This window comes from Enterobacter sp. UPMP2061, from assembly GCF_053709615.1.
The window spans coordinates 325,583-340,220 of the sequence record NZ_JBSKJP010000002.1 but is presented as its reverse complement, the minus strand read 5'-3'; the positions used below and the strand labels follow the sequence as shown (position 1 = coordinate 340,220).

Here is a 14,638-nt window from a genome sequence, read left to right as displayed (position 1 = left end):
CGAACGGTTTTGTGCTCCGTTCGCCCTCCCTCTTCTCAATGCCCGATTTTTTCGTCAGGATGATAGATAGTTGTTACTACATCACAATTATTTATCGGAGCGCACGTGACCAAAACCAACCTGATCACCGGTTTTCTCGGCAGCGGTAAAACTACGTCCATTCTGCATTTGCTGGCCAATAAAGACCCGGCGGAAAAGTGGGCCGTGCTGGTCAACGAATTTGGCGAAGTGGGGATCGACGGCGCGTTGCTCGCCGACAGCGGCGCGATGGTGAAAGAGATCCCGGGCGGGTGTATGTGCTGCGTGAATGGTCTGCCGATGCAGGTCGGGCTGAATACGCTGCTGCGTCAGGGCAAGCCGGACCGTCTGCTGATTGAGCCCACCGGGCTGGGGCATCCTAAGCAAATCCTTGATTTACTGACCGCCCCGGTATACGAGCCGTGGCTTGAGCTGCGTGCGACGCTTTGCCTGCTCGACCCCCGCCAGCTGCTGGATGAAAAAGCGATCAATAATGACAATTTCCGCGACCAGCTCGCCTCGGCAGATATTATCGTGGCGAATAAATCCGATCGCGCGACGGCTGAGAGTCAGGCCGCGTTCCAGTCCTGGTGGCAGCAGGCTGGCGGTGGACGTCAGTATGTGCAGACGACCCAGGGCAACATTGATGGCGCCTTGCTCGACCTTCCCCGCCTCAACCAGACGCAACTGCCTGCCAGCGCTGAGCATTCGCATAGCCACGGCGCGAAGCAAGGCCTGGCTGCACTGAGCCTGCCGGAGCATCAGCGCTGGCGTCGCAACCTGAATAGCGGCCAGGGGCACCAGGCCTGCGGGTGGATCTTCGATGCCGATACGGTTTTCGACACCATTGGTATACTGGAATGGGCGAGACTCGCGCCGGTTGAGCGGGTGAAAGGGATCATGCGCACCCCGGATGGTCTGGTGCGCATTAACCGTCAGGGCGAGGATTTCTTTATAGAAACCCAGAACGTTGCGCCACCCGACAGCCGGATAGAGTTAATTAGTGCGGTTAATACCGACTGGAATGCCCTCCAGTCAAGCCTGTTGAAGCTTCGTTTAAGTTTGGGCGGCTAACGTTGCCCCTGATTTCACACATTGCTGAAGACTATGACGACTCGACTTCCTGCTATTTTATTGCTCAACGCTGCCGGCCTGGCGATCTTTTTCTCCTGGTATATCCCGGCGGATCACGGTTTCTGGTTCCCGCTGGATTCCGGGCTGTTCCACTTCTTTAACCAGGCGCTGGCGAAGAGTGAGGCCTTCCTGTGGCTGGTGGCGATCACCAACAACCGCGCGTTTGACGGCTGTTCGCTGCTGGCAATGGGCTGTCTGATGCTCTCCTTCTGGCTGAAGGAGGACAAAACGGGTCGTCGCCGTATTCTGATTATCGGTCTGGTGATGCTGCTGGCTGCGGTGATTATCAACCAGCTGGCGCAGCATCTGATGCCGGTTAAACGCGCCAGTCCGTCGCTCTTTTTCCCGAATATTAACCGCGTCAGCGAGCTGCTTCATATTCCAACCAAAGACGCCTCGAAGGACAGTTTCCCGGGCGACCACGGTATGATGCTGCTGATTTTCGCAGGCTTCATGCTGCGCTATTTTGGTAAAAAAGCCTTCGCCATCGCCCTGGTTATTGTGGTGGTATTTGCATTCCCGCGGGTGATGATTGGCGCGCACTGGCTGACAGATATCGCCGTAGGCTCCCTCACGGCGGTGTTAATTGGTTTACCGTGGGTGCTGATGACCCCCCTGAGCGATCGCATAATAGCCATTTTTGATCGCTATCTTCCCGGCAAATTTAAACAAGCCGGAAACAAATAAATAACGAAAATTAACACCATTCATCAGGGATCGTTTTCGATCCCTGAGTCACTTCTTTGCGGCGTCATTCAACGCTGTCATCATCCCGTCATACTATTCGTGATAAAAATGAAGCAATTGCGGGGATTACCGGTATGAATGGCGGCATTTTGAGCAATTCCGCGCTGTAACTTTGTGTATCACATTTTCTTATAAAAAATCGGACTTTTTTGCTCGCAATACCCCGTGCAATCGGTTAACCTCGAACTCGTTTTGCCCCACTGAGATAATTATTATCATGGTGAATAATTTTGTGCGTTGAGCCACAGTTTTCACCATAAAGAATTGTCTCATTGTGAACAGATAATTAGTCTCGTCACGGTTGGCATTTTTATAACGATATTTTCGTTAAGGACTTCAAGGGAAAACAAACAAAATGGTCAAATCTCAACCAATCTTGAGATATATCTTGCGGGGGATCCCGGCGATTGCAGTGGCGGTTCTGCTTTCGGCATGTAGTACGACGAATACCGCGAAGAATATGCATCCTGAGACGCGTGTTGTGGGAATGGAAGATTCCTCTTCACTGCAAGCCTCTCAGGATGAATTTGAAAATATGGTACGTAATCTCGACGTTAAGTCGCGTATTATGGATCAGTATGCTGACTGGAAAGGCGTGCGTTACCGTCTGGGCGGCAGCACCAAGAAAGGTATTGATTGTTCCGCGTTCGTACAGCGTACGTTCCGTGAGCAGTTTGGGTTAGACCTTCCGCGTTCTACTTATGAACAGCAGGAGATGGGCAAATCCATTTCGCGCACTAAACTGCGCACGGGCGATTTAGTCCTGTTCAGAGCGGGTTCAACCGGTCGACACGTTGGCATCTATATCGGTAACGATCAGTTTGTCCATGCTTCCACCAGCAGTGGTGTGACGATTTCCAGCATGAACGAACCTTACTGGAAGAAGCGCTACAACGAAGCTCGCCGCGTTCTGAGCCGTAGTTAATATTGCTGTCGTATCGTTGGTTATCCCTTGGCTGGCGATACGATAAAAAAAGCACTGCTCCGGCAGTGTTTTTTTTTGCCCGTTACACTGATAACTATCCAGCGGCATTTCAGGAATTACGACATCTATGTTTACCCGCTACTTCTCCAGCAACCGCAAGATACTGTTTCTCAGTTTCCTTACGGGGTTATTCACTGCCCTGCTTCTGGGAGCATTACAGTTTTACTGGAGTTACCACAAGCGAGACGTCAGATTCGATACCCTCATTACCGATTTACGCGTCTATATGGAGAGCTATTTCGATGAGCTCAAAATGTCGATTGATACGCTCCAGCCACTCACGCTGAACAGCTGCGAGGAAGTGAGTGCCGCCCTGACCTCCCGGGCGGCCTTTAGCATCAACGTGCGCGCCTTTTTGCTGGTCAGGGATAAATACGCCTACTGCTCTTCCGCCACCGGCCCGATGAATGTCCCCCTGCAAGCGCTTATTCCTGAACTGCACATCAATAAACAGGTTGATATGGCGCTCCTGCCGGGCACCCCCATGATGCCGGACAAGCCCGCGATTGCCATCTGGTATCGCAACCCACTGGTGAAAGACGGCGGTGTGTTTACCTCCGTAAATCTCAACCTGACCCCGTACCTTCTCTACACCTCACGACAGGATGAGTTTGCCGGTATTTCCATCATTATTGGCGATTATGCGTTATCAACCCATTCCGGAACGCTGGTCCCTGCGCGTGATTTGCCTGATATCCCGGTCCGTACCGCCACGCTGAAAAATGTGCCTCTGACCATCCATGTTTATGCGGAAGCCTGGACGACCGATGAAGTGCTGTACGCCCTGTTTTTCGGCCTGGTCTGCGGGATCGCGGCGGGCCTGTTGAATTTCTATATTCTTACTATCCGTCTTAATCCGGGGAAAGAGATCCTCACGGCCATCAAGCGCGACCAGTTTTACGTGGTCTATCAACCCGTCGTGGATGCGCAGTCGCTCAAAATGACCGGGCTGGAAGTCCTGATGCGCTGGAAGCATCCGGTGATGGGAGAAATTCCACCGGATGCCTTTATTAATTTCGCTGAAGCGCAGAAGCTGATTGTCCCGCTGACGCTGCATCTTTTTGACCTGATTATCCGCGATGCCCCTGTCCTGCAAACGGTGCTCCCGCCTGGGGCCAAGTTTGGGATCAACATCGCGCCCGGGCATCTGCATGCGGAAAGCTTTAAAGAGGATATGCGCGCGTTTGCCGCCGCCCTTCCACCCGATCACTTCCAGATTGTGCTGGAAATAACCGAGCGCGATATGATCAACCACCGCGAGGCTAATCAGCTGTTCGAATGGCTGCACGAAGAAGGTTTTGAAATCGCCATCGATGATTTTGGCACCGGCCACAGCGCGCTGATCTATCTGGAACGCTTCACGATGGATTACCTGAAAATTGACCGTGGCTTCGTGAATGCCATCGGGACTGAAACCGTCACCTCGCCAGTGCTTGACGCGGTGCTGACGCTGGCAGAACGTCTGAATATGATAACCGTCGCCGAGGGTGTTGAAACGCCGGAGCAGGCGGCGTGGCTACGCGAGCATGGCGTGAACTATCTTCAGGGCTACTGGATCGGCCGCCCGATGCCGCTGGAGCAGTTCAGGACGTGGCAACCCGACATCACGCTCGGGGAATAATTTCACAATCACCGCGCTGTCCCTTATTATTCTGTTCAACCGAGCCTGCCTGTGAACAAAGGGATCCGCCGCACTATGATTATGCGCGTTGTGTTGACGCTGTTGGCGCTGGTGAGCCTGTCGAGCCAGGCGCAGACCATCAAAGAGAGCACGGCCTTTGCCGTCATTGGCGAGCCGAAGTACGCGGTTAACTTTAACCATTACGATTACGTTAACCCCGCCGCCCCGAAAGGCGGAAACGTGACGCTTTCCGCCACGGGAACATTTGACAACTTTAACCGCTTTGCCCTGCGCGGCGTAGCGGCAGCGCGTACCGAATCCCTCTATGACACGCTGTTCGTCACCTCCGACGACGAGCCCGGCAGCTATTATCCCCTGGTCGCGGAGAACGTGCGTTACGCCGATGATTTCAGCTGGGCAGAAATCGCGATTAATCCGCGGGCGCGTTTTCACGACGGTACGCCGGTTAGCGCCCGTGACGTGGCGTTCACCTTTCATAAATTTATGACCGAAGGCGTGCCGCAGTTTCGTCTGGTGTACAAGGGCACCACGGTGAAAGCCATCGCCCCGCTGACCGTGCGAATCGAACTCCCTGAGCCGAACAAAGAGAATATGCTGAGCCTGTTCTCCCTGCCCGTCATGCCCGAATCCTTCTGGAAAAATCATAAGCTGAGCGATCCCCTCTCTACCCCGCCGCTGGCCGGAGGGCCGTATCGCATTACCGACTGGCGAATGGGCCAGTACGTGATCTATTCCCGGGTGAAAGATTACTGGGCAGCCACGCTGCCGGTAAACCGGGGCCGCTGGAACTTCGATACAATCCGCTACGACTACTACCTGGATGATAACGTGGCCTTCGAGGCATTTAAGGCGGGCGCGTTTGATTTACGTGTCGAGAACAGCGCCAAAAATTGGGCGACCCGCTATATCGGAAAAAATTTCGCGAAAGGCTATATCGTTAAAGACGAACACAAAAACGAATCCGCGCAGGACACGCGCTGGCTGGCGTTTAATATTCAGCGCCCGGTTTTTTCCGATCGTCGGGTGCGTGAAGCCATTACCCTGGCGTTTGATTTCGAATGGATGAACAAAGCGCTGTTTTACGGAGCCTACAGCCGGGCGAACAGCTATTTCCAGAATACTGAATATGCCGCCCGTGATTATCCCCACGCGGACGAGCTGGTTTTGCTGGCGCCAATGAAAGCGGAGCTCCCGCCGGAGGTGTTCACCCGCGTATTTGAACCGCCCAAATCCGACGGAAACGGGTTCGACCGGGACAACCTGCTGAAAGCCAGCAACCTGCTGGATGATGCTGGCTGGGTGCTGAAAAATCGGCAACGGGTTAATGTGCAAACCGGTAAACCGCTCAGCTTCGAACTGCTGATTGCCTCCGGCGCAAACGATCAGTGGGTGCTGCCATTTAAGAAGAACCTTGCCCGGCTTGGCGTCACCATGAATATCCGCCAGGTCGATATGGCCCAGTTAACCAACCGCAAGCGCAGTCGCGATTACGACATGATGCAGACCCTGTGGGCCGCGCAGCCGTGGCCAAGTTCAGATCTGCAAATCTCCTGGGCATCGGGGTATATCGACTCCTCCTACAACGCCCCGGGCGTAAAGAGCCCGGTGATTGATGCGCTGATTGCAAAAATTGTCGCCGCTCAGGGCGATAAGAACAAGCTTCTGCCGCTTGGCCGCGCGCTCGATCGGGTCTTAACCTGGAACTATTACATGCTGCCGATGTGGTATATGGGCGAAGATCGCGTGGCCCGCTGGGATAAATTCTCCCTGCCTGCCGTTCGCCCGGTCTACACCCTCGGCTTTGACACCTGGTGGTATGACGTGAATAAAGCCGCAAAACTGCCCGCAGAGCGGCGTTAAGGAGTGACGATGGGCGCTTATCTTATCCGCCGGCTGCTGTTAGTGATCCCGACGCTGTGGGCCATCATTACCATTAACTTTTTTATCGTCCAGATCGCCCCCGGCGGTCCGGTGGACCAGGCAATTGCGGCAATAGAATTTGGTCACGCTGGCGGCATGCCGGGCGGCGGCGGTGAAGGAATGGGGGCCAGCCATGCCCGGACGGGCGTGGGCAACATCAGCGAAAGCCACTACCGGGGCGGTCGCGGACTGGATCCGGAGGTGATCGCCGAGATCACCCATCGCTATGGTTTTGACAAGCCGCTGCACGAGCGTTATTTCAGGATGCTCTGGGATTATGTCCGTTTCGATTTTGGCGACAGCCTGTTTCGCAGCGCCTCGGTATTAACCCTGATCAAACAAAGCCTGCCGGTTTCCATCACGCTCGGACTGTGGGGGACGCTGATTATTTATCTGGTCTCCATTCCGTTGGGGATCCGAAAAGCGGTCTACAACGGTAGCCGTTTCGATATCTGGAGCAGCACATTCATTATCATCGGCTACGCTATCCCGGCGTTTCTGTTTGCCGTGCTGCTGATTGTCTTTTTCGCCGGCGGCAGTTATTTCGATCTCTTCCCGCTGCGCGGGCTGGTCTCTGCGGATTTCAGCACCCTGCCGTGGTATCAGAAAATCACCGATTACTTCTGGCACATCACGCTTCCGGTGCTGGCGACGGTCATCGGCGGTTTTGCGGCGCTTACGATGCTGACCAAAAACGCCTTTCTTGATGAGATCCGCAAACAGTACGTCGTCACCGCGCGCGCCAAAGGCGTCGGTGAAAAGCAGATCATGTGGAAGCACGTTTTTCGTAACGCCATGCTGCTGGTGATTGCCGGTTTCCCCGCCACGTTCATCAGTATGTTTTTTACCGGCTCGCTGCTGATAGAGGTGATGTTCTCGCTCAACGGATTAGGGCTGCTGGGCTATGAGGCCACCGTCTCCCGTGATTATCCGGTGATGTTTGGCACACTCTACATTTTCACCCTGATCGGCCTGCTGCTGAACATCATCAGCGATATCAGCTATACGCTGGTCGATCCCCGTATCGATTTTGAGGGTCGCTGATGTCGCGTTTAAGCCCCGTCAATCAGGCCCGCTGGGCGCGCTTTCGCCACAACCGTCGCGGCTACTGGTCGCTGTGGATCTTCGCCGTCCTGTTCGCCTTAAGTATGTGTTCGGAACTGATTGCCAACGATAAACCCCTGCTGGTGCATTTCAAAGACCGCTGGTATGTGCCGGTGCTGACTACCTACAGCGAAAGCGATTTTGGCGGCCCGTTTGCGACGCCAGCCGAGTACCAGGATCCCTGGTTACGTGAACAGATAGCGCAGCACGGCTGGGCTATCTGGGCGCCGATTCGTTTTGGCGCGAACAGTATTAACTTCGCCACGTCCACCCCCTTCCCTTCGCCGCCTTCCGCGCAAAACTGGCTGGGAACGGACGCCAACGGCGGCGATGTGCTGGCGCGCATTCTCTATGGCACCCGCATCTCGCTCCTGTTTGGGCTGCTGCTGACGCTCTTTAGCAGCGTAATGGGCGTTGTGGCGGGCGCCGTGCAGGGCTATTACGGGGGTAAAATAGATTTATGGGGACAGCGCGTGATTGAAGTCTGGTCCGGTATGCCGACGCTGTTTCTGATTATCCTGCTGTCCAGCGTGGTACAGCCTGGCTTCTGGTGGCTGCTCGGGATCACCGTCCTGTTCGGCTGGATGGCGCTGGTCGGCGTGGTACGCGCGGAGTTTCTGCGTACGCGGAATTACGACTATATTCGCGCCGCGCAGGCGTTAGGCGTGAGCGATGGCGCAATCATCTTCCGCCACATGCTTCCCAATGCGGTGGTGGCGACCCTTACCTTCCTGCCGTTTATTTTGTGCAGCTCCATCACCACCCTGACGTCGCTTGATTTTCTTGGTTTCGGTTTGCCGCTGGGCTCACCGTCCCTTGGCGAACTGCTGTTGCAGGGCAAAAACAATCTCCAGGCCCCCTGGCTGGGCATCGCCGCATTCCTCTCCGTGGCGGTGCTCCTTTCCCTGCTGATTTTTATTGGCGAAGCCGTGCGCGATGCCTTCGATCCCAACAAGGCGGTATGACATGACCCGGCCTCTTCTGAGCATAGAGAACCTGTCGATTGCGTTTTCAAAACAGGGCGAATCACGCACGGTGGTGACGGATTTATCGTTGCAGATCCAGCGCGGAGAGACGCTGGCGCTGGTCGGGGAATCCGGCTCCGGTAAGAGCGTTTCGGCGCTGTCGGTGCTGCGCCTGCTCCCTTCCCCGCCGGTCAGCTATCCGCAGGGGGATATTCTGTTCCATGGACAATCGCTGCTGAACGCTGACGAGCAAACCCTGCGCGGCATTCGTGGCAACACCATCGCCATGATTTTTCAGGAGCCGATGGTGTCGCTCAACCCACTGCATACGCTGGAAAAACAGCTCTATGAAGTGCTGTCACTTCATCGGGGAATGCGTAAAGAGGCAGCGCGGGGTGAAATTCTGGACTGCCTTGAACGCACCGGTATCCGTAATGCGGCGAAACGGCTGAACGATTTCCCGCACCAGCTTTCCGGCGGCGAGCGCCAGCGCGTGATGATTGCAATGGCCCTGCTCACGCGCCCCGAACTGCTGATTGCCGATGAACCTACTACCGCGCTGGACGTCACGGTACAGGCACAAATTCTGCAACTGCTGCGCGAACTGCGCGACGAGCTGAACATGAGCCTGCTGTTTATTACGCACAACCTGAGCATCGTGAAAAAGCTCGCTGACACGGTGGCCGTGATGCAAAACGGCCGCTGCGTGGAACAGAACCGGGCATCCGCCCTGCTGAGCGCGCCTCAGCACCCGTATACACAGCGCCTGCTCGATAGCGAACCCGCTGGCGACCCGGTTCCGCTTAACGCTGACAGCGCGCCGTTGCTGAGGGTTGAGGGGCTGTCGGTGTCATTCCCGATCCGCAAAGGCATTTTGCGTCGCGTGGTCGATCACAATCATGTTCTGAAAGACATGAGCTTCGCTCTGCGTCCGGGCGAATCGCTTGGGCTTGTGGGCGAGTCCGGTTCAGGCAAAAGCACCACCGGCCTGGCGCTGCTGCGCCTGATCGCCTCTCAGGGAAGCATTGTTTTTGACGGCATGCCGCTGCAAAACCTGAATCGCCGGATGATGCTTCCCGTGCGCCCGCGGATGCAGGTGGTATTTCAGGATCCAAACTCTTCGCTTAACCCGCGCCTGAGCGTATTACAGATTATTGAAGAGGGCCTGCGCGTCCACCAGCCGACAATGACGGCGCAACAGCGTGAAATCGACGTGATGCGGGTGATGGCGGAAGTGGGTTTAGATCCCGAGACCCGGCACCGGTATCCGGCTGAGTTTTCCGGCGGACAGCGCCAGCGTATAGCGATTGCCCGCGCGCTGATCCTGAAACCGGAGCTGATCGTGCTGGACGAGCCAACCTCTTCCCTGGACCGCACCGTGCAGGCGCAAATTCTGGCGCTGCTGAAGGGGCTACAGGAAAAGCATCGGCTGGCCTATATCTTTATCAGCCACGATTTACAGGTGGTGCGTGCGCTTTGCCATCAGGTGGTGGTATTGCGGCAGGGAGAAGTCGTTGAGCAGGGAGAGTGCCAGCGCGTATTCACCGCGCCGACGCAGGATTACACACGCCAGCTATTGTCCGCTGACTAGCACTCAGAAAGGATATTGACCGGAGAACGGCTCGGCAATGGCCACGCCGAAGTTTTTCAGACGACAGGTGGCGGCAAACTCATCCTGGCTGTTAACAAACAGGCACGGCTCACCTTCGCATTCCAGCACGGAGCTGTCCACTTCGATGTCCGTCAGCGCCTGGCTGAGACGTTCCATGACCGGCCACGCATTTTCATCGCTCGGGCTGAGCAGTTTGAGGGCCACCAGACAATTATCCTCCCCGGCAACGCTTTGCGGAATCGGTTCAACTTTCGAACCTGCAAAACCCGTCGACCAGCGATAGCTCTGGGGCAAGCGATGGACAATGGAGAGTTGTAATGTATTCACGTTCAGATCCCCGGAAGCAAATTTACTTCACAATTTATTTACATTTATAGTAACACATCATCGCCAACCTGCACTGTTTAGCGGATTTTATAGGCGTTGCAGGCTCGCGTCGGCGCTATATGTACCCGTTTCTGCGATCTAACTCAACCTTTTTAAATACAATGATGTGACTTTTTACATAAATAGATTTTACATAAAAGAAACAAACACAGGGTAAACGAACGGAGGGTTGGTTGATATGGGTCAACAAAAAGGCCCGTCACGGGCCTTAAGTGGTCATTTATGCGCCGTCTTTCGCGGCCGGCTGGCGTAAAGATAGAAGAGAATGGAGCAGGTCGCGCAGAGGGCAATCGCCCACAGCATCGGCCAGGCAGTATTAAACGTCGCCGTCGAGAGCAGCGCCCCGACTATCGCGCCAATTCCGAAACGGAACGTTCCTGCCAGCGACGAGGCGGTGCCTGCCATATGCGGAAATTCGTCGAGGATCACCGCCATCGCGTTGGATGAAACCATCGACACGCAGCCGACAAACGCCGCCACGCCCACCACCAGCGCCCAGAAACCGACGCCCAGCAACGCGCTCAATACCAGCCAGATAGCCATCACGAACTGGATCCACAGCCCGGCGCGGAACATATTCAGCGCCCCAACCCGCCGGACAAAGCGGCTGTTGATAATGGTCATCACAAACAGGAACACAATATTCAGCGCGAAGTAGTAACCAAAATGCTGGGGTGACACATGGTTCAGTTCGATGTACACAAACGGCCCCGCGCTCAGGAACGAGAACATTCCGGCAAAGCTGAAGCCGCTGGCCAGCATATAGCTGAGCACACGCTTATGGCGAAACAGCGAGGCAAAGTTGCCAAGCGTGGTGCGAATGTGGAACTTCTGACGTCGCTCGACCGGCAGCGTTTCATCGATAAAGACGAAGATCATCACCGAGGCCAGCAGCGCGGCAATCGCCAGGATCCAGAAAATCGCATGCCAGCTGAACCACACCAGGACCGCCCCGCCCACCATGGGGGCGACCAGCGGCGCAATTGTCGTGACCAGCATGACGAACGACATCATGCGTGAGAACTCTTCCTTCGGGTAGACGTCGCGCATCAGCGCGTTAATCACCACGCTTGCCGCAGCAGCCGCCAGGCCATGGAAGAAGCGCATCACAATCAGCTGATCGATACTCTGCGCCAGCGCGCAGGCCACCGCCGCCGCGGCAAATATCAATGTCCCGCCCAGGATAACCGGTTTACGCCCCAGGCTGTCGGCCATTGGTCCATAAAAGAGCTGACCGAGGGCAAAACCAAGAATGTAGGTGCTGAGCGTCATCTGCGCGCTGCCTGCCGGTACGCCAAACTGAGCGGAAATCACCGGCAGCGCGGGCAGATACATATCGATAGACAGCGGCATCAGCATGGCCAGCAGGCCAAGGATAAATACAATTTTAAACGACGAGTGTGGCCTGGTGGTCACAGGGTTCTCCTGAATTTAGCGTGAAGGCAGCCCGACGCTGGCAATCTCTTCTTCCGTCAGCGGGCGATATTCCCCTGGGGCCAGGTCTGGATCGAGTTCAATCGCGCCGATACGTTCACGATGCAGCCCCACAACGTGGTTGCCCACGGCGGCAAACATCCGCTTCACCTGATGGTAGCGGCCTTCACTGATGGTCAGACGGACGTCCGTGGGGGTGAGGATTTCCAGCACCGCCGGTTTGGTCAGATCCTTCTCATTATGCAGTTGAACGCCTTTCGCGAATTGCTCTGCCGTGTCATCCGAGGCCGGAGACTCAAGCATCACCCGATAGGTTTTCTCACAGTGATGGCGCGGGGAGGTGATGCGGTGCGACCACTGGCCGTCATCGGTCATCAGCACCAGGCCGGTAGTATCGATATCCAGTCGCCCTGCCGCATGCAGCTTGTGCGCCACAGGTTCGTCGAGGAAATAGAGCACCGTCGGGTGATCCGGATCGTCCGTTGAACAGACGTAACCTTCCGGTTTGTTGAGCATGAAGTAGCGCGGGCCATTCTGCTGGGTCAGCGGGTTGCCGTCATACTCCACCTGGTGCTCAGGCTGGAGTTTAAAAGCGCTGTCTTTCACAATGTCGCCGTCCACGGTTACGCGGCTGGCGCGAATTTCACGCCCGGCAATAGCGCGGCTTACGCCGAGTTGCTGAGCGATAAACTTATCAAGTCGCATGAAATCTTTTTAGCCTTAATGGTGCTGGAAGTCGGACTACGCGTCCGAAAAAGAAGCAGTCAGAAACAGTTCAGTATAATGGTCTGGTTGCGCCACTCAAGGGAAAAAGTTTCGTGGCATACTATATGCGAGTTAACTGAATAGAGAAGCCATGACGTTCACATTACGCCCCTATCAGCAGGAAGCCGTTGATGCCACCCTCGCCTGGTTTCGCAAGCATCGGGAGCCCGCCGCCATCGTTCTCCCGACCGGAGCCGGTAAAAGCCTGGTGATTGCCGAACTGGCGCGCCTGGCCCGCGGACGCGTGCTGGTGCTGGCGCACGTCAAAGAGCTGGTGGCGCAAAACCACGCCAAATATTGCGCGCTCGGCCTGGAGGCCGACATTTTTGCCGCCGGACTGAAGCGCAAAGAGAGCCACGGAAAAGTGGTGTTTGGCAGCGTACAATCCGTTGCGCGCAACCTGGAACTGTTTCGCAGCGAGTTTTCCCTGCTGATTGTCGATGAGTGTCACCGCATCAGCGATGACGACGACAGCCAGTATCAGCAAATCCTCACTCATCTGAAAAAGGTGAATCCTCACCTCCGTCTGCTTGGCCTCACCGCCACGCCGTTTCGTCTGGGCAAGGGCTGGATTTATCAGTTTCATTATCACGGCATGGTGCGTGGCGATGAAAAGGCCCTGTTCCGCGACTGTATCTATGAGCTTCCGCTGCGCTACATGATCAAGCACGGCTACCTGACGCCGCCGGAGCGGCTGGATATGCCCGTCGTGCAGTACGATTTCAGCCGCTTACAGGCGCAAAGCAACGGGCTGTTCAGCGAGGCAGATCTTAACCATGAGCTGAAAAAACAGAAGCGGATCACGCCGCATATCATCAGCCAGATTGAAGAGTTCGCACAAACGCGCAAAGGGGTGATGATTTTTGCTGCCACTGTCGAACACGCGCGCGAAATTACGGGGCTGCTGCCCGCCGACGACGCGGCGTTAATTACCGGTGAAACCCCCGGCCCGGAGCGCGACAGCCTGATTGAGGACTTCAAAGCTCAGCGGTTCCGCTATCTGGTGAATGTCTCCGTACTAACCACCGGCTTTGACGCCCCGCACGTCGACCTGATTGCGATTCTTCGCCCGACGGAATCCGTCAGCCTGTATCAGCAGATTGTTGGCCGCGGGCTGCGTCTGGCGCCGGGCAAAACCGACTGTCTGATCCTTGATTACGCCGGTAACCCGCACGATCTCTATTCGCCGGAAGTCGGCACGCCAAAAGGCAAGAGCGACAACGTGCCCGTTCAGGTTTTTTGCCCTGCCTGCGGGTTTGCCAACACCTTCTGGGGGAAAACCACCGCCGACGGCACGCTGATCGAACATTTTGGCCGCCGCTGTCAGGGCTGGTTTGAAGACGATGAAGGCCATCGCGAACAGTGTGATTTCCGCTTCCGCTTCAAAAACTGCCCGCAGTGCAATGCCGAAAACGACATTGCCGCCCGCCGCTGTCGGGAGTGCGACATGGTCCTGGTCGACCCGGACGACATGCTGAAAGCGGCGCTGAAGCTGAAAGATGCGCTGGTGCTGCGCTGTTCCGGCATGGCCTTACAGCCCGGCGCGGATGAAAAAGGCGAGTGGCTAAAAATTACCTACTACGACGAGGATGGCGCAGACGTCAGCGAGCGGTTCCGGGTCCAGACGCCCGCCCAGCGCACCGCGTTCGAGCAGCTCTTTATCCGCCCGCATACCCGCACGCCTGGCGTGCCGCTGCGCTGGATAACCGTGGCCGATATCGTGCGCCAGCAGGCGTTGCTACGGCATCCTGATTTTGTTGTCGCCCGTAAAAAAGGGCAGTTCTGGCAGGTGCGTGAGAAGGTCTTTGACTATGAAGGACGCTTTCGCCGGGCAAACGAATTGCGCGGTTAACGGGACTTTTCGTTGATGCGCGAGCCATTTGAGTATAAAATGCCGCCCGCTTCACATCCGTGAGGCAGAACAC

The 14,638-nt window shown here is 55.9% G+C and carries 12 protein-coding genes; 9 read left to right on the top strand and 3 right to left on the bottom strand.

The annotated features are described in order from the left end of the window. Positions 1-105: 105 nt before the first annotated feature. The 8 genes from ACWKXX_RS07135 (at position 106) to yejF (ending at position 10,106) form a co-directional block, all read left to right on the top strand. The gene (locus tag ACWKXX_RS07135; RefSeq protein ID WP_017383393.1) at positions 106-1,092 is read left to right on the top strand and encodes a CobW family GTP-binding protein; all 987 of its coding nucleotides are present in this window, start codon (positions 106-108) and stop codon (positions 1,090-1,092) included. A 33-nt stretch (positions 1,093-1,125) separates the two neighbouring features. Next, positions 1,126-1,839 carry a phosphatase PAP2 family protein gene (locus ACWKXX_RS07130; RefSeq protein WP_047053350.1) on the top strand — a complete coding sequence of 238 codons (714 nt, stop codon included), beginning with the start codon at positions 1,126-1,128 and terminating at the stop codon, positions 1,837-1,839. 415 nt (positions 1,840-2,254) lie between these two features. After that, positions 2,255-2,824: a bifunctional murein DD-endopeptidase/murein LD-carboxypeptidase gene (gene mepS, locus ACWKXX_RS07125; RefSeq protein ID WP_003859364.1), complete on the top strand. Its 570-nt coding sequence runs from the start codon at positions 2,255-2,257 to the stop codon at positions 2,822-2,824. A 127-nt stretch (positions 2,825-2,951) separates the two neighbouring features. Further along, positions 2,952-4,505 carry a cyclic di-GMP phosphodiesterase gene (locus ACWKXX_RS07120; RefSeq protein WP_047053349.1) on the top strand — a complete coding sequence of 518 codons (1,554 nt, stop codon included), beginning with the start codon at positions 2,952-2,954 and terminating at the stop codon, positions 4,503-4,505. 75 nt (positions 4,506-4,580) lie between these two features. Further along, positions 4,581-6,386 (top strand): extracellular solute-binding protein, encoded by a 1,806-nt coding sequence (locus tag ACWKXX_RS07115; RefSeq protein ID WP_017383396.1) that lies wholly within the window; start codon positions 4,581-4,583, stop codon positions 6,384-6,386. 9 nt (positions 6,387-6,395) lie between these two features. Beyond that, positions 6,396-7,490, top strand: a complete 1,095-nt coding sequence (locus ACWKXX_RS07110; protein WP_003859369.1) for a microcin C ABC transporter permease YejB — start codon at positions 6,396-6,398, stop codon at positions 7,488-7,490. Further along, positions 7,490-8,515 (top strand): microcin C ABC transporter permease, encoded by a 1,026-nt coding sequence (locus ACWKXX_RS07105; protein ID WP_015572302.1) that lies wholly within the window; start codon positions 7,490-7,492, stop codon positions 8,513-8,515. The genes ACWKXX_RS07110 and ACWKXX_RS07105 overlap by 1 nt, the downstream gene beginning before the upstream one ends. A 1-nt stretch (position 8,516) precedes the next feature. Beyond that, the gene (gene yejF / locus ACWKXX_RS07100; RefSeq protein WP_045910719.1) at positions 8,517-10,106 is read left to right on the top strand and encodes a microcin C ABC transporter ATP-binding protein YejF; all 1,590 of its coding nucleotides are present in this window, start codon (positions 8,517-8,519) and stop codon (positions 10,104-10,106) included. Positions 10,107-10,109: 3 nt separating this feature from the next. Here the strand turns inward: yejF and ACWKXX_RS07095 are convergent, their stop codons facing one another. The 3 genes from ACWKXX_RS07095 to rsuA all read right to left on the bottom strand — a co-directional run bounded on the left by ACWKXX_RS07095 (position 10,110) and on the right by rsuA (position 12,653). Then, positions 10,110-10,454 carry a YejG family protein gene (locus ACWKXX_RS07095; protein ID WP_003859372.1) on the bottom strand — a complete coding sequence of 115 codons (345 nt, stop codon included), beginning with the start codon at positions 10,452-10,454 and terminating at the stop codon, positions 10,110-10,112. A 276-nt stretch (positions 10,455-10,730) separates the two neighbouring features. Further along, positions 10,731-11,930 (bottom strand): Bcr/CflA family multidrug efflux MFS transporter, encoded by a 1,200-nt coding sequence (locus ACWKXX_RS07090; protein ID WP_017383400.1) that lies wholly within the window; start codon positions 11,928-11,930, stop codon positions 10,731-10,733. A gap of 15 nt (positions 11,931-11,945) precedes the next feature. Next, the gene (gene rsuA / locus ACWKXX_RS07085) at positions 11,946-12,653 is read right to left on the bottom strand and encodes a 16S rRNA pseudouridine(516) synthase RsuA (protein ID WP_454540769.1); all 708 of its coding nucleotides are present in this window, start codon (positions 12,651-12,653) and stop codon (positions 11,946-11,948) included. 151 nt (positions 12,654-12,804) lie between these two features. Here rsuA and ACWKXX_RS07080 point away from each other — a divergent pair, with 151 nt between their 5' ends. Then, on the top strand, positions 12,805-14,565 hold the full coding sequence (locus tag ACWKXX_RS07080) for a DEAD/DEAH box helicase (protein ID WP_063136624.1): 1,761 nt from the start codon (positions 12,805-12,807) through the stop codon (positions 14,563-14,565). Positions 14,566-14,638: the final 73 nt, after the last annotated feature.

Coding starts and splice junctions, on each gene's coding strand:
- ACWKXX_RS07130 (WP_047053350.1), top strand. CDS start 1,126: ATGACGACTCGACTTCCTGCTATTTTATTGCTCAACGCTGCCGGCCTG.
- mepS (WP_003859364.1), top strand. CDS start 2,255: ATGGTCAAATCTCAACCAATCTTGAGATATATCTTGCGGGGGATCCCG.
- ACWKXX_RS07120 (WP_047053349.1), top strand. CDS start 2,952: ATGTTTACCCGCTACTTCTCCAGCAACCGCAAGATACTGTTTCTCAGT.
- ACWKXX_RS07115 (WP_017383396.1), top strand. CDS start 4,581: ATGATTATGCGCGTTGTGTTGACGCTGTTGGCGCTGGTGAGCCTGTCG.
- ACWKXX_RS07110 (WP_003859369.1), top strand. CDS start 6,396: ATGGGCGCTTATCTTATCCGCCGGCTGCTGTTAGTGATCCCGACGCTG.
- ACWKXX_RS07105 (WP_015572302.1), top strand. CDS start 7,490: ATGTCGCGTTTAAGCCCCGTCAATCAGGCCCGCTGGGCGCGCTTTCGC.
- yejF (WP_045910719.1), top strand. CDS start 8,517: ATGACCCGGCCTCTTCTGAGCATAGAGAACCTGTCGATTGCGTTTTCA.
- rsuA (WP_454540769.1), bottom strand. CDS start 12,653: ATGCGACTTGATAAGTTTATCGCTCAGCAACTCGGCGTAAGCCGCGCT.
- ACWKXX_RS07080 (WP_063136624.1), top strand. CDS start 12,805: ATGACGTTCACATTACGCCCCTATCAGCAGGAAGCCGTTGATGCCACC.